The organism is Kribbella sp. NPDC004875, assembly GCF_042873375.1.
Lineage (GTDB): Bacteria > Actinomycetota > Actinomycetes > Propionibacteriales > Kribbellaceae > Kribbella.
This window is the reverse complement of sequence record NZ_JBIALI010000005.1, coordinates 461,632-483,089: the sequence shown is the minus strand read 5'-3', so window position 1 is coordinate 483,089 and position 21,458 is coordinate 461,632. Positions and strand designations below refer to the sequence as shown.

At 69.4% G+C, this 21,458-nt stretch carries 27 protein-coding genes; 13 read left to right on the top strand and 14 right to left on the bottom strand.

Annotated elements, in window-relative coordinates:
* Nucleotides 1-18: 18 nt before the first annotated feature.
* Complete coding sequence (locus ACFYRH_RS28845; RefSeq protein WP_387781918.1) at nucleotides 19-933, bottom strand: alpha/beta fold hydrolase; 915 nt, start codon at nucleotides 931-933, stop codon at nucleotides 19-21.
* A 57-nt stretch (nucleotides 934-990) separates the two neighbouring features.
* Between ACFYRH_RS28845 and ligD the strand changes: the two genes are divergently transcribed.
* The 5 genes from ligD (at nucleotide 991) to ACFYRH_RS28820 (ending at nucleotide 3,763) form a co-directional block, all read left to right on the top strand.
* Nucleotides 991-1,923, top strand: coding sequence for a non-homologous end-joining DNA ligase (gene ligD, locus ACFYRH_RS28840; RefSeq protein ID WP_387781916.1), 933 nt, complete (start codon nucleotides 991-993; stop codon nucleotides 1,921-1,923).
* 64 nt (nucleotides 1,924-1,987) lie between these two features.
* Nucleotides 1,988-2,248, top strand: a complete 261-nt coding sequence (locus tag ACFYRH_RS28835; RefSeq protein ID WP_387781914.1) for a hypothetical protein — start codon at nucleotides 1,988-1,990, stop codon at nucleotides 2,246-2,248.
* A gap of 112 nt (nucleotides 2,249-2,360) precedes the next feature.
* Nucleotides 2,361-2,990: a TetR/AcrR family transcriptional regulator gene (locus ACFYRH_RS28830; protein WP_387781912.1), complete on the top strand. Its 630-nt coding sequence runs from the start codon at nucleotides 2,361-2,363 to the stop codon at nucleotides 2,988-2,990.
* A gap of 122 nt (nucleotides 2,991-3,112) precedes the next feature.
* Nucleotides 3,113-3,340 carry a DUF3107 domain-containing protein gene (locus ACFYRH_RS28825; protein WP_387781910.1) on the top strand — a complete coding sequence of 76 codons (228 nt, stop codon included), beginning with the start codon at nucleotides 3,113-3,115 and terminating at the stop codon, nucleotides 3,338-3,340.
* Nucleotides 3,341-3,484: 144 nt separating this feature from the next.
* Complete coding sequence (locus ACFYRH_RS28820) at nucleotides 3,485-3,763, top strand: GlsB/YeaQ/YmgE family stress response membrane protein (RefSeq protein WP_387781908.1); 279 nt, start codon at nucleotides 3,485-3,487, stop codon at nucleotides 3,761-3,763.
* Between the two features lie 57 nt (nucleotides 3,764-3,820).
* Here the strand turns inward: ACFYRH_RS28820 and ACFYRH_RS28815 are convergent, their stop codons facing one another.
* Complete coding sequence (locus ACFYRH_RS28815) at nucleotides 3,821-4,501, bottom strand: ferritin-like fold-containing protein (protein WP_387781906.1); 681 nt, start codon at nucleotides 4,499-4,501, stop codon at nucleotides 3,821-3,823.
* A gap of 304 nt (nucleotides 4,502-4,805) precedes the next feature.
* Between ACFYRH_RS28815 and ACFYRH_RS28810 the strand changes: the two genes are divergently transcribed.
* Both ACFYRH_RS28810 and ACFYRH_RS28805 read left to right on the top strand, forming a co-directional pair.
* The gene (locus ACFYRH_RS28810; protein WP_387781904.1) at nucleotides 4,806-7,091 is read left to right on the top strand and encodes a DEAD/DEAH box helicase; all 2,286 of its coding nucleotides are present in this window, start codon (nucleotides 4,806-4,808) and stop codon (nucleotides 7,089-7,091) included.
* Nucleotides 7,092-7,195: 104 nt separating this feature from the next.
* Nucleotides 7,196-8,110 (top strand): DUF4349 domain-containing protein, encoded by a 915-nt coding sequence (locus tag ACFYRH_RS28805; protein ID WP_387781902.1) that lies wholly within the window; start codon nucleotides 7,196-7,198, stop codon nucleotides 8,108-8,110.
* Between the two features lie 4 nt (nucleotides 8,111-8,114).
* Here ACFYRH_RS28805 and ACFYRH_RS28800 read toward each other — a convergent pair whose 3' ends face one another.
* Nucleotides 8,115-8,867, bottom strand: coding sequence for a ParA family protein (locus tag ACFYRH_RS28800; RefSeq protein WP_387781900.1), 753 nt, complete (start codon nucleotides 8,865-8,867; stop codon nucleotides 8,115-8,117).
* A 76-nt stretch (nucleotides 8,868-8,943) separates the two neighbouring features.
* Here ACFYRH_RS28800 and ACFYRH_RS28795 point away from each other — a divergent pair, with 76 nt between their 5' ends.
* Nucleotides 8,944-9,819, top strand: a complete 876-nt coding sequence (locus ACFYRH_RS28795; protein ID WP_387781898.1) for an alpha/beta fold hydrolase — start codon at nucleotides 8,944-8,946, stop codon at nucleotides 9,817-9,819.
* A gap of 3 nt (nucleotides 9,820-9,822) precedes the next feature.
* Here ACFYRH_RS28795 and ACFYRH_RS28790 read toward each other — a convergent pair whose 3' ends face one another.
* Nucleotides 9,823-10,899, bottom strand: coding sequence for a hypothetical protein (locus ACFYRH_RS28790; protein ID WP_387781896.1), 1,077 nt, complete (start codon nucleotides 10,897-10,899; stop codon nucleotides 9,823-9,825).
* Nucleotides 10,900-10,927: 28 nt separating this feature from the next.
* Entirely contained in the window at nucleotides 10,928-11,446 is a 519-nt protein-coding gene (locus tag ACFYRH_RS28785) for an RNA polymerase sigma factor (RefSeq protein WP_387781894.1), read from the bottom strand.
* Between the two features lie 184 nt (nucleotides 11,447-11,630).
* Between ACFYRH_RS28785 and ACFYRH_RS28780 the strand changes: the two genes are divergently transcribed.
* Together ACFYRH_RS28780 and ACFYRH_RS28775 are read left to right on the top strand one after the other, a co-directional pair.
* Nucleotides 11,631-12,440, top strand: a complete 810-nt coding sequence (locus ACFYRH_RS28780; protein WP_387781892.1) for a hypothetical protein — start codon at nucleotides 11,631-11,633, stop codon at nucleotides 12,438-12,440.
* Nucleotides 12,437-12,748 (top strand): hypothetical protein, encoded by a 312-nt coding sequence (locus ACFYRH_RS28775; RefSeq protein ID WP_387781890.1) that lies wholly within the window; start codon nucleotides 12,437-12,439, stop codon nucleotides 12,746-12,748. Before ACFYRH_RS28780 ends, ACFYRH_RS28775 begins: the two co-directional genes overlap by 4 nt.
* A gap of 2 nt (nucleotides 12,749-12,750) precedes the next feature.
* Here the strand turns inward: ACFYRH_RS28775 and ACFYRH_RS28770 are convergent, their stop codons facing one another.
* The 7 genes from ACFYRH_RS28770 to ACFYRH_RS28740 all read right to left on the bottom strand — a co-directional run bounded on the left by ACFYRH_RS28770 (nucleotide 12,751) and on the right by ACFYRH_RS28740 (nucleotide 18,909).
* A complete protein-coding gene (locus ACFYRH_RS28770; RefSeq protein WP_387781888.1) occupies nucleotides 12,751-13,704 on the bottom strand; it encodes an ATP-binding cassette domain-containing protein in 954 nt (317 codons plus the stop codon).
* A gap of 4 nt (nucleotides 13,705-13,708) precedes the next feature.
* Nucleotides 13,709-14,524: an ABC transporter permease gene (locus tag ACFYRH_RS28765; RefSeq protein ID WP_387781886.1), complete on the bottom strand. Its 816-nt coding sequence runs from the start codon at nucleotides 14,522-14,524 to the stop codon at nucleotides 13,709-13,711.
* Nucleotides 14,517-15,314 carry an ABC transporter permease gene (locus tag ACFYRH_RS28760; protein WP_387781884.1) on the bottom strand — a complete coding sequence of 266 codons (798 nt, stop codon included), beginning with the start codon at nucleotides 15,312-15,314 and terminating at the stop codon, nucleotides 14,517-14,519. The genes ACFYRH_RS28765 and ACFYRH_RS28760 overlap by 8 nt, the downstream gene beginning before the upstream one ends.
* 246 nt (nucleotides 15,315-15,560) lie before the next feature.
* Entirely contained in the window at nucleotides 15,561-16,400 is an 840-nt protein-coding gene (locus ACFYRH_RS28755) for an alpha/beta fold hydrolase (RefSeq protein WP_387781882.1), read from the bottom strand.
* A gap of 108 nt (nucleotides 16,401-16,508) precedes the next feature.
* Entirely contained in the window at nucleotides 16,509-17,408 is a 900-nt protein-coding gene (locus ACFYRH_RS28750) for a RecB family exonuclease (protein ID WP_387781880.1), read from the bottom strand.
* Between the two features lie 5 nt (nucleotides 17,409-17,413).
* Nucleotides 17,414-18,031 carry a MarC family protein gene (locus tag ACFYRH_RS28745; protein ID WP_387781878.1) on the bottom strand — a complete coding sequence of 206 codons (618 nt, stop codon included), beginning with the start codon at nucleotides 18,029-18,031 and terminating at the stop codon, nucleotides 17,414-17,416.
* A complete protein-coding gene (locus ACFYRH_RS28740) occupies nucleotides 18,028-18,909 on the bottom strand; it encodes a PHP domain-containing protein (RefSeq protein ID WP_387782548.1) in 882 nt (293 codons plus the stop codon). The genes ACFYRH_RS28745 and ACFYRH_RS28740 overlap by 4 nt, the downstream gene beginning before the upstream one ends.
* Before the next feature lie 104 nt (nucleotides 18,910-19,013).
* Between ACFYRH_RS28740 and ACFYRH_RS28735 the strand changes: the two genes are divergently transcribed.
* Nucleotides 19,014-19,412 (top strand): NUDIX hydrolase, encoded by a 399-nt coding sequence (locus ACFYRH_RS28735; protein ID WP_387781876.1) that lies wholly within the window; start codon nucleotides 19,014-19,016, stop codon nucleotides 19,410-19,412.
* Here ACFYRH_RS28735 and ACFYRH_RS28730 read toward each other — a convergent pair.
* On the bottom strand, nucleotides 19,409-19,672 hold the full coding sequence (locus ACFYRH_RS28730) for a helix-turn-helix transcriptional regulator (RefSeq protein ID WP_387781874.1): 264 nt from the start codon (nucleotides 19,670-19,672) through the stop codon (nucleotides 19,409-19,411). The genes ACFYRH_RS28735 and ACFYRH_RS28730 overlap by 4 nt on opposite strands.
* 47 nt (nucleotides 19,673-19,719) lie before the next feature.
* Here ACFYRH_RS28730 and ACFYRH_RS28725 point away from each other — a divergent pair, with 47 nt between their 5' ends.
* Together ACFYRH_RS28725 and ACFYRH_RS28720 are read left to right on the top strand one after the other, a co-directional pair.
* Nucleotides 19,720-20,208, top strand: a complete 489-nt coding sequence (locus ACFYRH_RS28725) for a hypothetical protein (protein WP_387781872.1) — start codon at nucleotides 19,720-19,722, stop codon at nucleotides 20,206-20,208.
* Between the two features lie 16 nt (nucleotides 20,209-20,224).
* The gene (locus ACFYRH_RS28720) at nucleotides 20,225-20,983 is read left to right on the top strand and encodes a GNAT family N-acetyltransferase (protein ID WP_387781870.1); all 759 of its coding nucleotides are present in this window, start codon (nucleotides 20,225-20,227) and stop codon (nucleotides 20,981-20,983) included.
* Here ACFYRH_RS28720 and ACFYRH_RS28715 read toward each other — a convergent pair.
* On the bottom strand, nucleotides 20,965-21,384 hold the full coding sequence (locus tag ACFYRH_RS28715) for a DUF4267 domain-containing protein (protein ID WP_387781868.1): 420 nt from the start codon (nucleotides 21,382-21,384) through the stop codon (nucleotides 20,965-20,967). The genes ACFYRH_RS28720 and ACFYRH_RS28715 overlap by 19 nt on opposite strands.
* Nucleotides 21,385-21,458 lie beyond the last annotated feature (74 nt).

The following is a 21,458-nucleotide window of genomic DNA, read 5'->3' as shown; positions in this document are numbered from 1 at the left end:
GCCTCGGATTCGACTCGATCACGAGACCAGCTGGCGGAAGGCACGAGCCACCTCCTCGGTGTGCTCCATCTGTGCGACATGACCCGACTGCGGCAGGTAAAGCAGCCGAGCGTTCGGGAACGTGCGCTGAGCCTTGGTGCGGATCCGGGCGTCGACCAGCCGGTCCTTGCCGCCGTAGATCAACTGCACCGGGCACTCCACGGTGGCAGCGTCCGCCCACAGCGACCGGCGCGGTCTGGCCAGCGACGACCGCAGGATGCTCCGAGCGCCCTGCACCGTCGCCTGCCGGCCCCAGGGGTCGGTGTCGCGCCGATGCAGTTCCTCCTCGTACGCCGCCCGCACCTCTGGGGACAGCGTCCGCGGGTCCCCGAACACCATCGACAGCGAAGCCTGGAACCGCTGGTCGAACGGCAGCCGCTGCGTCCGCTCCAGGACGGCGAGACCGAGCCGCGGAGTCGCCAGCGCGGTGAACCACAGCGCACTCGCGGACACCCGCGGATGCGGCAATGCGGGCGAGACGAGCGTCAACGACGCCACGAGATCAGGACGCTGCGCGGCCAGCGCGACCGACGTGGCCCCACCCATCGAGTTGCCGAACACGTGCACCGGCCGGTCGAACTCCTTCTCCAGGAGCTCCACGAGTAGCGCTGCCTGTTCCGAGATCCCGATCACGCCGGAGAGCGGCGTACGCCCGAAGCCGGGCAGATCGGGCGCTATGCCCCGGATGGTGTCGTTCAGCATGGCGCCGAGGGCAGTCCAGTTCAGGGACGACCCGCCGAGGCCGTGGACGAACAGCGCAGGCGGCAGGTCCGCCGCAGCGCCTGGAACGTCCCTGACCAGCAGATCCACTCCCGCGACCGGCACCCGCCGCTCCGGCCACTCCTGCAACTCCAGGGGGCCGGCGTCCCCAGTTACTGGCCCGTAACTATCCACGGTTCCCATGGTAGGACGCTCTGCGGATGGAAACATGGCGGATGGAAACATGGAGGTATGGCGGGCACGCAGCAGCAGCTGACTACCGAGGTCGACGGGCAGACGATGAAGCTCACCAACCTCGGGAAGGTGCTGTATCCACGGACCGGGTTCACCAAGGCCGAAGTCATCGACTACTACCACCAGGTCGCCACGTTGCTGCTGCCTCATCTGGCCGACCGGCCGCTGACCCGCAAGCGCTGGCCCGACGGCACCGAAGCGGCGTACTTCTTCGAGAAGAACGCTCCCCGCGGTACGCCGGCCTGGGTACGGACCGTGACGCTGCCTACTCCCGGTAGTTCGACCGGGCGCGACGTAGCGGATTTCGTGGTCGCGGACGACGTACAGACCGTGGTGTGGCTGGCCAACCTCGCGGCGCTCGAGCTGCACATCCCGCAGTGGCGGATCGGGCTGTCCGACGACGGCAAGAACCCACAGGCCGACCTGATCGTGTTCGACCTCGACCCGGGGCCCGGGGCGACCATCGTGGAGTGCTGCGACGTCGCACTCGCGCTGCGGCAGCTGCTCGGCCACTACGGTCTGGAGGGCTGGCCGAAGACGTCTGGGAACAAGGGCATGCACCTGTACGTGCCGATCGAGCCCGCGTCCTCCAAGCTGACCAGTGCGTTCGCCAAGCAGCTCGCAGAGCAGCTGGCGGAGGCTCTTCCGGAGAGCGTGACCGCCAACATGACCAAAGCGCTCCGGCCCGGCAAGGTGTTCATCGACTGGAGCCAGAACGCCAGCGCGAAGACCACGCTGGCGCCGTACTCACTCCGCGGCTCCGACGAGCCGCGCGTGTCCACACCGATCGACTGGGACGAGGTGGCGTCCGCCACGTCACCAGAAGAGCTCAGATTCCTCCCGCACGAGGTCCTGGCCCGCATCGAGGAGTACGGGGACGTCCTGGAGGGCCTGTACGACGATCCGCAGCCGTTACCGTCGGTTGCGTAGCAGGGTGTAGGTGGTAGACACGTAGTTGTCATAGCTGTCGCAGTCCGAGAGGAGAGCGAGTCGCATGACCAGTGGAGCCGATTACGAGGGCGATGGAACGCTGCCTGACGAGACGCTGAGCAACGAGCTCCTGACAGACGAGTCACTGACTGACGAGTCACTGCCCGACGAGGCCTCGGAGGCCGACGTACTGGAGCAGCGTCTGGCCTCGACCGTGGTGGACGACCGGCCCGAGGAGACGGAGCTGCCGGACGAAGCCGATCCCGCCGACGTCGAGGAACAGCGCCGCTCGGTGGGCGAGGCCGGCGAGGACGACTACCGCTGAGTTCGGACCGCTGATCGGGGTTTCGGTGGAACGCTGTTCGGCAGGGAAGCTACTGGCGAGGAGGACTGCTGGGTAGGATTCGTTGAACGTCACACCCGAAGGAGCCACCACCGTGTCGACGACACCTGAGACCGCACCCAAGCGTGGCAGCCGCCTGCCCCGGCTGGCCCGCCGCGCGCAGCTGCTCGAGGCGGCCCAGGAGGTATTCGTCGCGAACGGCTACCACGCGGCCGCGATGGACGACATCGCGGACCGGGCCGGCGTCTCCAAGCCGGTCCTCTACCAGCACTTCCCCGGGAAGCTGGAGCTGTACCTGGCGCTGCTGGACACGTCCTGTGAGGCCATCGTCGCGTCCGTCCAGGACGCCCTGAAGTCGACCGAGGACAACAAGCTCCGGGTCGCTGCGACGATGCACGCCTTCTACGACTACGTGGCGAACGCGCAGGGCGCGTTCCGCCTGGTCTTCGAGTCGGACCTGACCAACGAGCCGGCCGTCCGCGAGCGGGTGGACCGGGTCACGCACGCGTGCGCCGAGGCCGTCTCCGAGGTGATCAGCGCCGACGCCGGCCTCAGCCGCGAGCAGTCGATGGTGCTGGCGGTCAGCTTGGTCGGCATGGCCCAGGTCAGTGCCCGCTACTGGCTCGGCGCCGGTGACCCGTCGATCCCCCAGGAGCACGCCGCCGACCTGGTCGCGTCCCTGGCCTGGCGGGGCATCCGCGGCTTCCCGCGCACCGACGGCTGAGGCCCGCGGCACCGCCCTGAGGTTCTGCTCTGGGCGGACGGGTGAGAGCCGGGGGACGTGAGCGGATAGGCTCGAAGGGTCACCGGCGAGAGCCGCCGGTCGGAGCGTGCCCGGAGGGTTTCGTGGAGGTCAAGATCGGCGTACAGCACGCCAATCGCGAGTTGGTTCTGGAATCCGAGCAGAGCCCGGAAGAGGTCCAGCAGTTGGTGGCGGACGCGCTCAGCGGTAAGACCGGCCTGCTGGAGCTGGCCGACGAGAAGGGCCGCAAGGTGCTGGTCCCGGCCGACCGGCTGGCGTACGTCGAGATCGGCGAGGTGTCCACCCGCAAGGTCGGGTTCGGCGCGATCTGATCGCGGTCCGGACACAGTCGAGCGTGTCCCGGTTCGCTGGGGCCGCTCGGAGGGCACGATGGCGGTAGACCTGCGTCACGATTGGTCTGGTTTGTCACGGGGCACCTGACCGGACGCAGGTCCTCCCCCTCACAAGGAGGCATCGTGGGTTACTGGATCTGGATGATCATCGTCAGTCTCATCGCGGGCATCATCTTCGGGCCGCTGGCCCGGCTGGTGCTCCCCGGCAAGCAGAACATCAGCCTCGGCTGGACCATCCTCGGCGGCGGTATCGGGGCGTTCATCGGTGGCCTGATCGCCAAACTGCTCGGCGTCAAGGACACGCCCGGCCCGGACTGGATCCAGTACCTGATCCAGATCATCTGCGCCGCGATCGTGGTCGCGATCATTTCGTCCCGCAACAGCAAGACCAAAGCCGCCTGAGACGCAGTCACCGCTCAACGGCCGCCGCCCGTCAGGGCAGGCGGCCGTTGCGCTTTCTCAGGCCTGCAGGCCGAGGGCGGTCATCCGGGCCGTGTGAGCCTCGGTCAAGCGAGTGAACATCCGGCCGATCGCGGCCAGGTCGAGACCGGGGCGGTCGACACTGCCGGCCAGCAGGGCGGTCAAGGAGTCGCGGTCGGCGGCGATCCGCTGCGCCTGACTGAGCGCCTCGCCGACCAGGCGGCGGCCCCACAGAGCCAATCGGCCGCCGAGCTTCGGGTCCTCGTCGATGGCCGCCCGGACCCGGTCGACGACGAACTCGGCCTGGCCGGAGTCCGCGAACACCTCGAGCACGAGCGCCCGGGTCTCGGCGTCGACGAACGAGGCGATCTCCCGGTAGAAGTCGTTGGCGAGACCGTCCCCGACGTACGCCTTGACCAGACCCTCCAGCCAGTCAGACGGGGCGGTGTGGTCGTGGAAGGCGTCCAGCGGCGTGACGAACGGGCGCATCGCGTCCATCGGGTCCACCCCGAGCTGGACGAGCCGGTCCCGGAGGCGCTGGAAGTGCCCGAACTCGGTGGTCGCCAGCGCCGCCAGCTCCGCCTTGTCGTCCAGCGTCGGCGCCAGTTTGGCGTCTTCCGCCATCCGCTCGAAGGCGGTCAGCTCGCCGTACGCGAGCACACCCAGCAGATCCACCGCCGCGGCCCGGTAGGCGGGATCATCAAAGGCCGTCTGCTCCATGCCCGGCACCCTATCTGCCCCCGAGCGCGCGTGGCGCGTGCCACACTTCGTCCCGTCGCCGATCCGCGGCACCGGCGCCACGAGTGGCGCACGCCACACGAAGCGGCGTTGACAGCTGCTGCGGTTACACTGGTGAGCGATTCGCCGGTGACGCGCCCAGACGGGCAAGCTGGTGCGGAGTGCTTGCACAGTGTCCCCGCGCCTCACGAACGGGGTCTCGAGACCCCAGGCGCCCGGCCACTGAGCATCTATCCGTACAAGCATGTGAGAGGCGATCAGCCTGACCACCTTCCGAGAGCTCGGGGTGCTTCCCGAGATCTGCGACGCGCTCGACCGCGTCGGTATCGTCGAACCCTTCCCGATCCAGGAGATGACGCTCCCGGTGGCCCTGATGGGCACCGATCTGATCGGCCAGGCCCGCACCGGTACCGGCAAGACCCTCGGCTTCGGTATTCCGCTGCTGCAGCGCACCATCTCCCCCGGCGAGCCCGACTACGACGAACTGGCCGCCCCCGGCAAGCCGCAGGCGCTGGTCGTCACCCCGACCCGTGAGCTGACCATTCAGGTCGCGAAGGATCTGACGACAGCCTCCACGGTGCGCACCGTGCGGGTTCTGACCATCTACGGCGGTGTCGCCTACGAGCCGCAGCTGGACGCCCTGAAGAGCGGCGTCGACGTCGTCGTCGGTACGCCGGGACGCCTGCTGGACCTGGCGAACCGCGGCGTACTCGACCTCGGGCACATCAAGGTGCTCGTCCTGGACGAGGCCGACGAGATGCTCGACCTGGGCTTCCTGCCCGACGTCGAGCGGATCCTCCGCAAGACGCCCGAGCTGCGCCAGACGATGTTGTTCTCGGCAACGATGCCGTCGGCCGTGATCGGCCTGGCGCGCACCCACATGCGGCACCCGCTGAACATCCGCGCGGAGTCGCACGAGGACACTCAGATGGTGCCGACCACGGCACAGTTCGTCTACCGCGCGCACGACCTGGACAAGCCCGAGGTGGTGGCCAGGATCCTGCAGGCCGACGACCGCGGCCGGGTGATGATCTTCTGCCGGACCAAGCGCGAGGCGTCCCGGCTGACCGACGACCTGATCGACCGCGGCTTCAAGGCCGCCGCGATCCACGGTGACCTGAACCAGCAGGCCCGGGAGCGGGCGCTGACCCGGTTCCGCGGCGACAAGATCGACGTACTGGTTTGTACCGATGTCGCCGCGCGGGGTATCGACGTCGGGGGCGTCACGCACGTCATCAACAACACCTGCCCCGAGGACGAGAAGACCTACATCCACCGGATCGGCCGGACCGGGCGCGCGGGAGCGAGCGGCATCGCCGTCACCTTCGTCGACTGGCCGGACCTCACCCGGTGGAAGGTGATCAACAAGGCGCTCGACCTGCCGTACGACGAGCCGCAGGAGATCTACTCCACCTCGCCGGAGCTGTACCACGACCTCGGCATCCCGACCGACGCGAAGGGGCGGATCCGTCCGCCGCGCGCGCCGAAGGAGGTCGCCGAGGCGCGCGACGAGCGTGGTGCTGGTCGTCGTGGTGGACGGCCCGAGCGCGAGAACGACCGGCCGGGACGGAAGCGGAACCGCAGCCGCAAACGGACCCGCGCCGGCCAGCCGGTCGAGGAACTCGCCGACGTCACGACGAAGACCGAGGTCCCAGCCGTCACGGACGGCCCGGGAGCCGAGGAAGCGCCGGCCCGCAAGCCGCGCAAACGCACCCGCAACCGCAGGCCCGCGGACCGCACGCCGGCTGACACGACGGTCGCGACCGAGACCGCCGCCACCGAGACCGTCGCGAGCGGGACTGCCGCACCCGAGGTCGTCGAGGCCCGCAGTGTCGAGGCCGAGAGCGTCGAGGCCCACAGCGTCGAGGCGCCGGCCGAGAAGCCGGCCAAGCGAACCCGGACCCGCAAGTCCGCGGCGAGCACGACGACGGAACCGGCCGCGACGGTCGAGTCCTCGGCGAGCACGACGGCTGCACCCGAGGCAGGTGCCGCCGAGTCGGCCGAGAAGCCGGCCAAGCGCACGCGGACGCGGAAGTCCGCGGCGAGCACGACGGCAGACGCCGCCGCGACGGTCGAGTCCTCGGCGAGCACGACGGCTGCACCCGAGGCAGGTGCCGCCGAGTCGGCCGAGAAGCCGGTCAAGCGCACGCGGACGCGGAAGGCTGCGGCGAGCACCACGGCTGAAGCCGGCGCGACGGCTGCCGAGGCTGCAGCAGACGCTGCCGAGCCGGCGGAGAAGCCTGCTCAGCGGACTCGGGCGCGGAAGACGGCGGCGGCTGAGGCTGCGGCGGCTGAGGCGGCGGCGCCTGCGGCTGAGGCGGCTGGTGACGCGGAGAAGCCGGTGAAGCGGGCGGCCAAGAAGGCGGCTGCGGCGAAGAAGACGGCGAAGAAGACGGCTAAGGCGGCGCCGAAGGCAGCAGTTGAGACTGCGCCTGAGACTGCACCTGAGGCAGCACCCGAGGCAGCGCCGAAGAAGGCGACCAAGAAGGCGACCAAGCAGGCTGCGAAGAAGACCGTGAAGAAGGCCGCGAAGAAGGCGCCGACGGCGCCGATCTTCAGTGCGCCGGAGTGACCGTTTCCCAATGGTGATCTGAGGCTGCAACACCCAGCCCCGCGTGGGCCGTCCTAGGGCGGAAACCACGAGAGAGGGGCTGGGTGATGGGGCGGATCAGAGCCATGACGGCCGTACTGGCTGCGGTGGGAGTCGTGTTACTCACCGGATGCGGAGCCGGTGGCGGCGAGAGCGCGAGCAGCGCACCGGCAGCCAAGCAGGACTCCGGTGAAGCGAGCGGCAAGGCGCAACCCGAGGCCGGGCAACCGCAAGCCGGCCGGCCACAGGCCGCCAAGACCCAGGCCTCGGGCACGTCCGGCAATCAGAACGATCCGGAGATCACCCGCGCGATCATCAAGACCGGTTCGCTGACGGTCGAGGGCGACGACGTCTCCGCGATGCGGCAGAAGGCCGTCACCGCGATCGCCGGTCTCGACGGTCAGGTGGCGTCGGAGGACACCGGCAGCGACCCGGACGGCAAGGTGACCCGGGCGAACCTCGTCCTGAAGGTCCCGACCAAGTCGTTCGAGACCGCGATCCAGCGCCTCTCCGACCTCGGCAAACGCCTGCAGATCCACCAGGAGTCGACCGACGTCACCGAGCAGGTCGTCGATGTCGCGAGCCGGATCGAGTCCCAGCGCGCCAGCCTGGACCGGATGCGTGCCCTGATGGCGAAGGCGAACACGATCGGCGAGATCGTCTCGGTCGAGAGCGAGCTGACCCGACGTGAGTCCGACCTCGAAGCCCTGCTGGCGAAGCAGAAGAACCTCGCCCTGCAGACCGATCTGGCCACGCTCACGCTGACCCTGACCGAGAAGGGCAAGCCGGTGATGGTCGAGAAGGCGCCGGACAAGGGTTTCCTGGCCGGCCTGAAGGGCGGTTGGCACGCCTTCTCCGCCACGTTCTCCGCGCTGGCGACGGCGGTCGGGGCGATGATCCCGTTCCTCGCGCTGATCGCGATCATCGCCGTACCGCTGTGGCGGTTCCGGCATCGGTTGCGGCGGCCGACCACGCCGGAGACCCCGACCAGCAGCCAGTAGCGGGTCAGCCGAGCAGCGCGCCGGCCAGCGCCCGGTAGGCCTCCGCACCGGGCGAGGCCGGCGCGGTGCTCAGGATCGTCTCGCCGATCGCCGGCGCCTCCGCGAACCGGATCGACTTCGGGATCGGCGGCTGCAGGACTTCCAGCGAGTACGTGTCCGCGATCGTCTCCAGGACGGCGCGGGCATGGGTGGTACGCCCGTCGTACAGGGTCGGGAGGACGCCGAGCACCTGCAGACCCGGGTTGGTCAGCCGCTGCACGTCGTAGACCGTGTCAAGTAGTTGCCCTACGCCACGATGTGCCAAGGTCTCGCACTGCAAGGGAATCAGTACGTCGGACGCCGCCGACAACCCGTTCACGGTGAGCAGGCCGAGCGTCGGCGGACAGTCCACGAGAATCCAGTCGTAGGACGACCGCAGCGGCCGCAACACGTTACGCAGTACCTGCTCCGGACCACTCTCGGCGGCGAGCCGTACCTCGGCGGTCGCCAGCGCGATCGTCGACGGCAGCAGATCGGGCGCGTCCTCGAACTCGATCAGCACATCGCGCGTGCGGACACCGCCGAGCAACACCTGGTGGATCGACTTGTCCAGGTCCTCGGGATCGATGCCGACCGAGAACGTCAGACAGGCCTGCGGGTCCAGGTCGACGAGCAGGACCCGTTGGCCGAGCTCGACCAGGGCTGCGCCGAGGGTGGCGACGGTGGTCGTCTTGGCCACGCCGCCTTTCTGGTTGGCGACGGCGAGAGTGCGAGGCACCCGGCCATTGTGCCGCACCGCGGAACGTCGTTGCGCCGAGGCGGCGGTACCCCGCGACCGGTTACCCTTTCTACTTGTGAGTACGCCGCGTACGTTGACGCTGCCCGACGGGGTGCACCCCCAGATCCTCGAGACCGACCGTGGCGCGTTCGCCACGCTCACCGCCGTACCCGACATCGGTACGCCGCTCGGTACGGTCCTGCTCGTCCCGGGGTGGACGGGGAGCAAGGAGGACTTCGCTCCGCTCGTGGACCACCTGTGCCGCTACGGGTGGCGGACCGTGGCAGTCGACCAGCGCGGTCAGTTCGAGACCGCCGGGCCGGCCGACAAGTCGGCGTACTCGCTCGCTGAGCTCGGTGCCGATGTGGTGGCGATGAGCACGGCGCTGGGCGGCTACAGCCAGCTGGTCGGGCATTCGTTCGGCGGGCTGGTCGCGCGCGAGGCTGTGCTGACCGACCCGTCGGTGTTCTCGACGATCAGCCTGCTCTGCTCGGGGCCGGCCGCGTTCACCGACGAGGCGACGCTGCAGAGCCTGCAGATGCTCGCGTACGGGCTGGAGAACCTGCCGATCGAGCAGGTGTACGACATGAAACTCGGCCACGACAGCCAGGCTTCCGGGTACGTCGCTCCGCCGGCCGACATCGCCGCGTTTCTGCGCAAACGTTTCACCAGCAACGCGCCGACCAGCCTGGCCGAGATCACCCGCCGGCTGACGGACGCGGAGGACAAGACCGAGCAGCTCGCCAAGACCGGCGTCCGCGTTCAGGTGCTGCACGGCGCCAAGGACGACGGCTGGCCGATCCCGGTGCAGCAGGCAATGGCCGCCGGGCTCGGGGTGGAGGCCGAGGTCATCCCGGACGCCGGCCACTCACCCGCCATCGACGAGCCCGCGAAGACCGCCCGCATGCTCGTCGACTTCTTCCACGACTACCCGAGTCTCACGACCAGCTGAGCGTTACTTCGCCGGCGTGACGACGGGAACGACCTGCAAGTCGTCAAGGCCGATCGGCGTGAGCGCCGTCTTCACCTGCTGTGTGTAGGCGATCATCGAGACCTTGGCGCGACCACCGTCCGGATCCGAGCCGCCGGTGCCCTGGATGCCGAGGCTCTTGTCCTGCATCAGCGGCGTCACGGCGCCGACGATCCGCTCGTTGTCGGAGCGGCTCAGCAGGACGGGTGCGACGCAGAGGTTCCCGCTGTACACCTTCTCCAAGGCCTGGCGGAGCGTGGTCAGGTCACCGTGCGCGACGCCGACCATGACAACGACCGGTGCGTTGCGGGACCGGCCGTTCGGGTAGTGGATGACCGGACCGAAGATCTGGTCCGCGTGTGCGGCCAGGAATGCGTTCACCGCGGGCGAGCTGACGTTGCTGGGCTTCGAGACCCAGCCGCCGGCCGGCGCGGCGCACGGGAGCGGCGGGAAGGTCCACGCCGCGGGGGTGGCCGGCGCGGCCTGCTGCTGGACGTCGATCGAGCGGTCGCCCCAGATCCCGACGAGCTTCGCCCGGCCGGAGCGTACGCCGTGCGTCGTCCGCTGCTCGGTGAGACGGTCGAGATCCACGCCCTTGAGCGTGACGGCGAACTCCGGCGCACACGAAGGCGCCGGCTCCTTCCCCGGCGGGTACCCGATGTCCGGACCGCCCTCGAACGGGCAGAAGACCGGCGCCTTTCCCGGCGCGGCGATCACCAGACCACTCGCCTGGACTTTGTCGCCCGGCTTCACCAGGAGCTGGTCGTTGCTCTGAGCAACCGCTTGCGGGGAGCTCTGCACGCCCTGCCCGCGGAAGCCTTCCGTCCCGCCCGCGGCCGGGGTGCTCGCGGGCTGGGTCGCGCTGTGTCCCGGCAGCACCGCGACGACGCCGGCCGCGATCACCGCCACGCTGGCCGCGGCCAGCGCCGGCACCCAGCGGCGGCGCTTGCGTCCACCGCTCAGCATGTACTCGAGATCGGGCTCGGGCGGCGGCGCCTGGTCCGCGCGCCAGCGATGACCCGCGCGGGTCAGCAGGTCGTCGACTTCGTCAACCGGGTTCATGCGGTGTCCTCCGGCCCGCCGTACGGGCTCATTCGGTGACCTCCAGCAGCGTGCGCAGGCGGGCGCGGGCGTCGGAGAGAGTGGATTTGACGGTGCCTTCGGAGCAGCCCATGACGGCCGCGGTCTCGGCGATCGACAGGTCGGCGAAGTAGTAGCAGTCCACCGCCAGGCGCTGCCGGGCCGCGAGCGACTGGATCGCCTGGTCGACGTCCATCCGCGCGTCGAGATCCGGGCGGGACACCGGTCCGGCGTCCTCGGACAGCTCGAGGTGCGGCCCGCGCGTACGGCGTACCGCCTTGCGGGCCTGGTCGGCGGTGATCGCGAGCAGCCAGGCCGACGGGGTACCGCGCTCGGCGTCGTACTGCGACCGCTTGGCCCACGCCCGCGCGAGCGCCTCCTGCACGATGTCGTCCCGGTCGGCACCGACCGCGAGCCGCCCCGCCAGCCGGGCCATCGCCGTGAGGTGAGGCCGCACCCAGGCCACGAACCCAGGCCCGTCCGTCGGAGGCCCGACCGCCACCACCGGCTCACCCGTCATCGTCGGCATACCGTCTCTACCCCCGATCCACCCCGTCCGGTTGGGTCCCTACCCGCATTTCAACGACCACCCCACCCCAAGGTCACCCCACCCACCCATTCCGTAACGCAAGTTATCCACAGATCCCCCGAACCACCCCACAGCCCAACGCCAATTCCCTACGGTCGAAAGAAACCGACCACAGGGGGATCAGATGCCATGCGCACCCAACGGCCCGCCCGACCCCACCGCCCTCCACCAAGCCTTCAACACCATCCACCCACTCGACTGGGACATCGGCTCACTCTCCGCATCCGGCCTGACCGACCGCCACGGTGCGCAAGCCGCCGCGAGGAGCCTCGAACTGCTCCAAGACGCAGTTGCTGTGGAGCCGCAGGTCACGGTCGACTTCCTCGCCGCGATTCCCACTGGCTGTTCGCCGTACCAACTGGATCGCCGGGTCAAGTCGCCGGACTCGCTCGCGCGGAAGCTGCGGAGCTGGATGGGTTCGGACAACCGCCGCCCGGTCGACGATCTGCTGCGCTACACCGTCCTGACCGAATCGCCCGACGAACTGGTCGCGGCAGCACATAGCACCGCGGAAGCGCTGACCGGCCATCGTTGGCAGGTCGTCTACGCGATGCACTCATACACCGATGGATCGCGGTACAAAGGCATCCATGCCCATCTCCGCACGCCGCACATCGGCCGAGTCGAGGTTCAGTGGCACTCGGTCGACTCGGCTCGGGTCAAGGAGCTGACGACCCGCTCGTACGAGATCGAGCGCGACGCCACCGTCCCGGACGACGAACGGGCCGCGGCTCGCGAGAGCTGCGTCGAGGCGTCGGCACAACTGCGGGCACCGGGTGGGATCGATGGCTTCGCGGAGTTGTGCGGACGACGTGTGGTCGTGAAGAACTACAGTGACTCCCAACAGCGCCCGTCCGGACAGCGGCCTGACGCGGCTGGGCAAGGCCGAAGGCTGACGACGGCCCGTGACCGGGGCAAGGGAGTCGCACGATGAAGCTTTATCTCGTGAAAGAGGACGAGCGCTTGGTGTGGGTGGCGGCGTTGGCGCACGAGCACATGTACTCGTACGTCGCCAACACCGGGAAGTTCCACGACAACAATGCCCTGCGCAACGACTACTACATGGAGCGCTGGTTCACCTATGAGCCGATCGGGCCGGCTGAGGCACGGCGACTGATCGCTCAAGGCGTCGGCACCCTCGACGAGGAAAGTCACTCCGACGCCCTCGTCGGGTGGCGTGCCGACCCCAACCCCCTGGACCCGGCCGACGTTCTGTCGATGGCTGCCGGGTTCGTCGAGTGAGGTTACGTGGTGGCGGGGGTGTAGAGCTGGGTGATGACGGATTCGATGGTGGGTTCGGTGATGGAGACGTCGGCGAGGGGGTAGTTGGCGGCTAGTTCGGCGAGTAGTGGGGCTGCGCTGGTGGTGGCGGGGAAGGTGAGGTGCTGGCGGGGGCCGTCGACCTTGGTGACGGTGGTGCCGGGGATTTCGATGGGTGGGAGGGACGTGGCCAGGTCGACGATCAGGGTGCGGGGTGCGGACTGGCTGGCTTTCAGCTGGGGCAGGGTGCCGTCGAAGATCTGGCGGCCGTGGTCGATGATCATCACCCGCGTGCAGAGCGCCTCGATGTCGTCGAGGTCGTGGGTGGTGAGGATGACCGTGGTACGGCGTTCCGCGTTGACCTCGGCGAGGAACTCGCGCAGCCGTGCCTTGCTGATCACGTCGAGCCCGATCGTCGGCTCGTCGAGGTAGACGATCTCGGGGTCGTGCAGCAACGCGGCCGCGATGTCGCCACGCATGCGTTGACCGAGCGACAGCTGCCGGACCGGAACGTCCAGCAGGTCGCCGAGGTCGAGGAGTTCGACGAACGTCGCCAGGTTCTCCCGGTGCCTCGCGAGCGGAACGTCGTACATCTTCTGCAGGACGGCGAACGAGTCCTTCAACGGCAGGTCCCACCACAGGGTCGTGCGCTGGCCGAAGACGACACCGATCCGTTTCGCCAGCTTCAACCGGTGCCGGGACGGATCGACGCCCGCCACCCGGATCGACCCGCCCGACGGCACCAGGATGCCCGTCAGCATCTTGATCGTGGTGGACTTCCCGGCACCGTTCGGCCCGATGTAGCCCACCACCTCCCCCGGTTCGACGGTGAACGACAGCCCGTCGACCGCGCGCACCTCCCGCCGAGTACGGCGTAATCCGCTCCGCGACGTCACCGTGAACGCGCGGGACACATCCGACAACTCGATGACTGGCATGACCTCAGCTCCCTGTACTGCGGTAACGACGAAGGCCGGCGCGCCACGCCAGCGACGCCAGCGCGACCATCGCGACGGCGACCAGCGGTGACAGCAGCCCGATCCAGGACGGCAGGCCCAGCGGGGCCGGTTTCCCCAGCACGAACAGCACCGGGTAGTAGTTGACGAAGGCAAGCGGTACGACGAAGGTCACGGCCCGCACGATCTCCTTGCCGAAGATCGTCAGCGGGAACTGCGTCAGCGCCTGCCCGCCGTACGTGACCGAATTGGCCAGCTCGGCGGAGTCGACCGAGACGAACTGGAACGCGGCCCCGAGCACGAACAGTGCCGCGAAGATCACCGAGCCGGCGATCAGCGAGACGCCCAGCATGGTGCCTCGGGCAACGGTCCAGTCGACGTCGAGACGGGTCAGCGCGAGCACCAGCACGGTCGCGGCCTGCAACGGCCGGCCGAGCCGGCGCAGCGCGAACCCGTCGGCCGCGGTCTGCAGGAAGGCGGGCACCGGCCGGATCAGGTACCCGTCGAACGAGCCGGTCCGGATCCGCTCGCCGACCCGCTCGATCGATCCGGTGAACAGATCGGCCACCCCGAGCGCCATCGAGGCCGTCGCGTAGAGCAACGCCATCTCCGGCAGCGAGAACCCGCCGAACGACGTGATGTGACTGAACATGAACAGCACCGCGATGAAGTCCGTCACCGTGACCAGCATCGAGCTCACCAGCATCAGCACGAACGACGCCGGGTACGCGAGCGCGGACCGGATCCACAACACGATCAGCATCCAGTACTGCGCGGGCGCGCGGAGGACACGGTCAGCCACCCTGGATCACTACCTTCCGGGTCGCCAGCGTGGTGGCGAACTGGCCGATCAGCAGCAGCACCAGGAGCCAGCCCACCTGGAACGCCAGCGCCGCCCCGGTGCCACCCGGGTTCCGGCCGAGCCAGATGTCGATCGGCACCTGCATGGTCGCGGCCCAGGGCGTCGCGCGCGCGACCGTACCGATCCAGCCGGGGAACGCGACCAGCGGCAGGATCGTCCCGGCGAAGAACAGCGACAGCACCAGCGCGAGGTGCTCCATGCCGCGCGAATCGGTGATCCAGAAGCCGGACAGCGCGACCAGGTACCGGATCGAGAAGCTGACCAGGATCCCGAGCACCAGCCCGAGCGCGATCACCGGCCACAGGCTCACGCCGGCCGGGAACCTGAGGTCGAACACCAGCGCCCCGACCAGCAACGGGGCACCGCCGCGGACCAGTAGCTGGAACATGGCGCGCCCGAGATCGACGGACATCCACCACAGCAACAGCTGCGTCGGCCGGTACAGGTCGACCGCGATCTCGCCGCTGCGGACCCGCTCCCCCAGCTCGTTCGTGGTGGTCGCGCCGAAGATCCCGACCGGCATCAGCAACCCCTGCTGCAACCACACGAACGTCAGCGCGTCAGGTACGTCGTACCCGCCGAGCCCGGGCCGTTCGCGCCACAGGGTCAGATAGACGCCGCACAGGATGAACCCGAAGATCGTGTTGGTGAAGATGCCGGACACGCTGGCGATCCGGTACGTCGAGAACCGCCGGAAGGACCGGACGGCGATCGCCCAGTAGACACCCACTACTACCTCCTCTCGCACTCCTAGCGGTGTCCGAGAAGCACAGCGGCACGCGGAACTGCCCCGAATCCATCAGGACCCGGGGGTTCGGACACCACTGTGACGGCGTGGTTCGACCACGCCGATTGTCAAGGGCAGAAGAGGGACAGTACGCCGGACCTCGCCGGACCGTCAACACGAATAACCGGGCCGTCGCCCGAATAACCGATCCGGGCGCGGGACCCCTCAGACCCGCGCCCGGACCGGTGCCTAAACGGTGTCGGTCCGGAGTAGATGCGCGAGGTGCGTCGCGAACGCCGCCGGGTGGCTGGAGTATCCGCCGTGCCCGCCGGGGAACATCACCACGGGCCAGCCGAGGTGGTCCGCGACGACCTCGATCGGGCGCCCGGGCAGATGTAGATACGACTCCAGGCCGGCCGCCGGCACCACGCGGTCGGCGACCTGCCGCAGGGCGTCGAGATCCGGCACGTAGCGGGTGAACGGGAGCAGTTTGTGCTCGTAGAAGTTCGCCGCGTTGGCCTGCATCCGTTCGGCGAGCTCGCGGTACTCCGGCAATAGGTCCTCGAGCGGCGGCATCGCGTCGTCGTCCATCCCGGTGCCCATCGTGAACACCACGTCGGCCGCGGTCAGCCCGTCGTCGCGGTAGGTCTGGTACACGTCGTCGAAGAACGCCCGCGCGTCGGCCGCGTCCGGCAGCACCTCGGTGCACGGCGGCTCGTGCGCGACCAGCATCCGGACCCGGTCGGGGTGCCGGGTGATCAGCTCGAGGCCGGTGATCGCACCGGAACCGGTGCCGAACACGTACGCCGGTTCCGCGCCGCCGACCGCGTCGATCAGCGCGAGCGCATCGGCGGCCGACTGCTCGACACTCTCATCGGTCGCGTCACCGTCGTACCTGCTGCGGGAGTTGCCTCGCGGGTCGTAGGTCACGACCGTGTACTCCGCCGCGAGCTGCCCGACGATCCCGGAGAACACCGCGGCATCGGTCCCGCCCCCGGCGATCAGCAGCAGCACCGGCCCCGACCCGGCCACCTCGTAGTGCAGCGCCACCCCCGGCACCACCAGCTTGTTCACAGTCTTCGCACCCATCAGGCGAACCCCTTTCGTTCACCTTCACACTCCCCCGACCCGCTGGCACCGGACGCACACGGCACTGGCACGGCGTCCACTCGACGCCCACGATGACGTCAGCGAGGCTCAGCTCACGTCGGCGGCCGGGACCTGGGCGGGTTCGTCGAGACCGGCCCAGGGGTCGCGGGGTGGGGACTCGCGGCGGCCTTGGGGGCAGATCTTGGCGAAGTCGCACCAGCCGCACAGCGGCGACGGTTCCGGGGGGAACGCCTCGTCGGCCTCCGCCGGGGTCAGGCCTTCGGCCCAGCGGGCCTCGGCGGCCGCGGCGTCGTCGGCCATCGACTCGGCGCGCTTCTGGTGCCGCGCGAGCGAGGCGTCGTCGTGGTCGGCGGCCGCGACGGTGTTCGTCGGGAGGTGATGGAGCTCGACCCGGGTGCACGGCTTGTGCAGCACCCGCCGCGCGCCGAGCACGTACAGTGCCATCGCCAGCGACGACCTCGCGTCCGTCGAGGTCAACGGCCGGCGCCCGGTCTTGTAGTCGACGATCGCCAGCTCGGTCCCGCCGCTGCCGTCGCGGGCCGGCCGTTCGTCGATCCGGTCGATCCGCCCACGCAGTGACGCGCGCTCGGTGGTGAACCCGACCGTGCGCTCCACGCCGCGCGGTTCGTAGTACGGATCGGAGTCGCGCAGGTAGCCGAGCACCATCTCGGTCGAGCGGTCCCGCCAGTCGAGCGACTGCTGGTCGTCGCGGAACCCCTCGCTGCGCCAGCTCGACCGCATCTTGGCGACCACCTCGTCCGGGGTACGCCGGGAGGCGGGCCAGCGGCCGAAGAAGTCGGCGAGCACCTCGTGCACCACCGCACCGACCGTGTTGTGCGCCCACGGCGGACCCTTCGGCGGCCGCGGTGACTCGAGATAGGTGTAGCGGTATTTGCGTTTGCAGTCCGCGAACGTCAGCAACTTCGTCGGCGTCGCGACGAACAACCGCGTCGGCATCCCGGGGAGCATGTCGCCGGTGTCGGTCATGGCGATCAGCCCGCCTTGATGAAGTCGGCGACCGCGTCCGCGACCAGCTGGACCGCGATCGCGCTCAGCAGCAGACCCGCGATCCGGGTGACGAGCAGGACGCCGTTCTCCCCCAGCAGCCGCATGATCAGCCCGGAGAACCGCAGCGTCAGCCACATCACCAGGTGGATCAGGATGATCCCGACCGAGATCGCGACCACGTCCGGGAGCGATCCGTTCGCGCGCTGCACGAACACCATCGTCGCGACGATCGCACCGGGCCCGGCGAGCAGCGGCGTACCGAGCGGGACGAAGGCGATGTTCACGTTCTTGGTCTGGACCGGGTCCTCGGCGGTGTCGGTCAGCAACTGCAGGGCGATCAGCAGGAGCAGCAGGCCGCCGGCGCACTGCAGCGCGGGCAGCGTGATGCCGAGGTGGTGCAGGATCTGCTGGCCGAAGGCCGCGAACACCACGATCACGCCGAACGCGACCAGCACCGCCTGCCACGCGGCCTTCTTCCGCACCGCGCGGGACTGCCCGGCGGTCAGCGAGATGAAGACCGGCACGGTCCCCGGCGGGTCCATGATCACGAAGAGCGTGACGACCACCTCGCTGAGCAGCCCGAAGTTGATGACACTGTTCACGGAAGAAAGGCCTCGGGAACCTGTGCGTCGGAGGCGGCGGCGTTGGTCTTGGCCACCTCGAGCAGTCGCTCGAACTGGTCCGGCTCGGTGCTGTTCACCCCGAGGTCGTGGTCGATCTTGCCGGCGCCGTGGTGGTCGCTGGAGCCGGTGTAGATGATGCCGAGGTTGTTCGCGATCGCGCGCAGCGCTTCCCGGGACTCCGGCGAGTGGTCCTGGTGGTCGACCTCGATCCCGGCCAGGCCGTGGTCCTGGACCAGGCGGGCGATGGTGTCCTCGGTCATCACCTTGTAGCTCGAACGGCCCCACGGGTGCGCGATCACCGGGACGCCACCGGCCTCGCGGACGAGGTCGATCGCGCGCCCCGGCTCGATGGCGTAGTGCGGGACGTGGCCGGCGCGGCCGTCGGCCAGGTACTTGTCGAAGGCCTCGCTGCGGTTGGCGACCGTGCCGTTCGCGACCAGGGCGTCCGCGACGTGCGGCCGGCCGACCGACGGCGTACCGGTCGCCTGGGCGAGCACCTCGTCGACGGTCAGCGGTACGCCGAGGCCGTTCAGGCGCTCGACGATCGTCGGGATCCGGTCGGTGCGGCCGTCACGGACCACCTGCAGGTCGGCGGCCAGCGGCGCGTACGCCGGGTCGGGCAGGTAGCCGAGCAGGTGGACGCTGATCCCGTTCAGCTTGCAGGAGATCTCCAGGCCGGGCACGAACCCGATCCCGAGCTCCTCGGCCGCGCGCCGGGCGTCCACCCAGCCGTCGGCGGTGTCGTGGTCGGTGAGCGCGATCACGTCGAGCCCCGCCTGCTGCGCGTGCGTCATCAGGACGTCCACCGGATCGGTGCCGTCCGAACGGTTCGAATGGGTGTGCAGGTCGATGCGCACGAGCGGTCCGAGTCCCTTCGCCTGGTCAGCTTGCACCGCTGATGCTATCCGCGTTCACCGACGAGCCCTGGCAGTTGTGCACAAGTCACCTATCCTTCGGGGGCATGGAGCGCGTCGACTGTGTGGGAGCCCTCGTGTACGACGAGGAGCGCCGGCTGCTCGTGGTACGGAGAGCCCACGAGCCGGGCCGCGGGCTGTGGTCGATCCCGGGCGGGCGGGTCGAGCCCGGTGAGGACGATCCCACCGCGGTCGCCCGCGAGGTGGCGGAGGAGACCGGATTGACGGTCGCGGTCGGGGAACTGGTCGGCGAGGTCGAGCGACCGGGGCCGCGCGGGCAGCTGTACGTGATCCGTGACTACGAGGCGACGGCCGTGGGCGGCACTCTCACGGCCGGTGACGACGCGTCCGACGCCCGGTTCGTGACGCGGTCGGAGTTCCTGGCGCTGTCGACGACGACGCTGCTCGTTTCCACACTGGACCAGTGGAACGCGCTCCCCGGCTAACACCTACTCAGCGGCACCTCACCTGTCGCAAACGCTGTCGGAGTGACACGCATCAACGCGCGGAAGTCGGCGATCAAGTGCGACTGGTCAGCGTACCCGACGTACGCCGCAGTGTCGGACCAGGAACGGCCGGACTGCTTGATCACGCTGCGTACGCGGCTGATCCGGGCGAAGTGCTTGGGCGACACGCCGACCGCCTGCCGGAAGACGCGGCGCAGGTACCGCTCGCTGACTCCTAACCGGGCAGCGGTCTCGTCCACTCTGCGCGTGCTGCGGCTCAGCTCGGCGACCGCAGGGCGAGCGCGCGGTGGGGGAGAGTGGGCTCGCGTGGACGATCCTGCGACCGGCCGGGTTCGCGTCGAACGCGCTGCGGTGGGCGCCGGAGGTCCGGGCGCGGCAGGCGATCCCCAACCAGACGGGCGACGGTGGGCATGCCTTCGTCGATCCCGTTGACGTCGCGGCGGTTGCTGTTGAGGCATTGACCTCGGGTGCTCACGACGGGCGGATCTACACGTTGACGGGGCCGCAGGTGTTGAGCGTTCCGCAGCAGGTGGACGTCGTGTCCGAGGTGCTTGGGTTGACGTTGCGCGTGGTCGACGTACCGCTGGAGGTGTATGCGGAGCAGTTGCGGGCGGCCGGGTTGGACGAAGCGGTGGTGTCCGTGGCGATGCGTGGTGCGGAGCTGATCCGGAGCGGTGGCGGGGAGATGATGACCGACGACGTCGAGCGGGTACTCGGCCGGCCGGCCGGATCGTTCCGCGGCTGGGTGGAAAGGTGTCGCGCCGGCTTCGCGTGATCGGCAGACTGGGCGGGTGGACGACGCTGAACTGGTACGGGCGATCGAGGACAACGCGGCCGAGTTGCTGATGGCAATGGGCGCCGCGGGTGGTGGCGTGCAGCGGTCGGACGACCGGGCGGAGTGGACGATCGGCGGATCGCCGCTCGACTATCACAACGCTGTCGTGCGGGCCGCCGCCGACGACGTGGTGGCGGAATCCCTGGTGGAGTTGAAGAAGTACGGCGTACCGGGATGCTGGCATGTCGGGCCGTCGATGCGGATCGATCGGTCGGCGCTAACGGCTGCGGGGTTCGTTCACGGGGGTGGCGAGCCTGGGATGGCGGTTCAGATCTCGGCATTGGCGGCGCCGCGCGTCGTACCTGGGCTGGAGCTTCAGCGGGTGACGGACGACGCGGGGCTGGCGGACTGGGAGACCACGCTCGGCCAGGGATTCGGGGAGGGCGAGAAGGAGGCGCGGTGGGTCGCGTCGGTCTACCGGACGCTCGGGTACGGCGATCCGTGGCGCCACTACGTCGGCCGGCTGGACGGCTCGCCGGTCGGGACGGCCACGGTGTTCCTGGGTGCCGGCGTCGCCGGGGTGTACTTCGTGATGACGGTCCCGGAGGCGCGGCGGCGCGGGATCGGGGCCGCCATCACGGACGGTGTACTGCGTGCGGCGGGTGACGTCGCGGAGTACGGCGTACTCGGGTCCTCGGCGGCCGGTCGGTCGGTGTACGAGCGGCTCGGGTTCCGGGAGTACTGCACGATCGACCTCTACGAGTGGGCCGGCTGAAGGGTCTCGTCGAGCGCGGGCGTGACAGCGCGCTCGCGGAGCAGCAGGAACGCGTCGACGAGCATGACCGCCGCGGTCAGGCCGTGGATGCCGAGCGCCGTCGCGGCCGTGCCGCCGTGGCTGAGCACCATGATCATGTCCGTGACCGGGACGATCGCCGAGATCGCCATCAGCACCCCGGTCGCGCGGCGCTGACCCATCGCGAACAGGGCGAGCAGGTTCAGTCCGAGGGCGATGTCGCGGATCCCCTTCACGCCGAAGTACCCGGCGGCGAGACCGGTGGGCCATTCGGCGATCCCGAAGTTCGGGGCGGCGGTGTGCCCGGCCAGCAGGAACTGGGTGCCGAACGTGAGCGGGAAGACGGCGAGCAGGACGGTCAGGACGGTGGTGAAGCGGCGCATCGGAATTCTCCTTGAACTAGCAGCGCTAACTTTCCTAGCGACGCTAACACTGTCGTTGCTAGATTGTCTAGCAG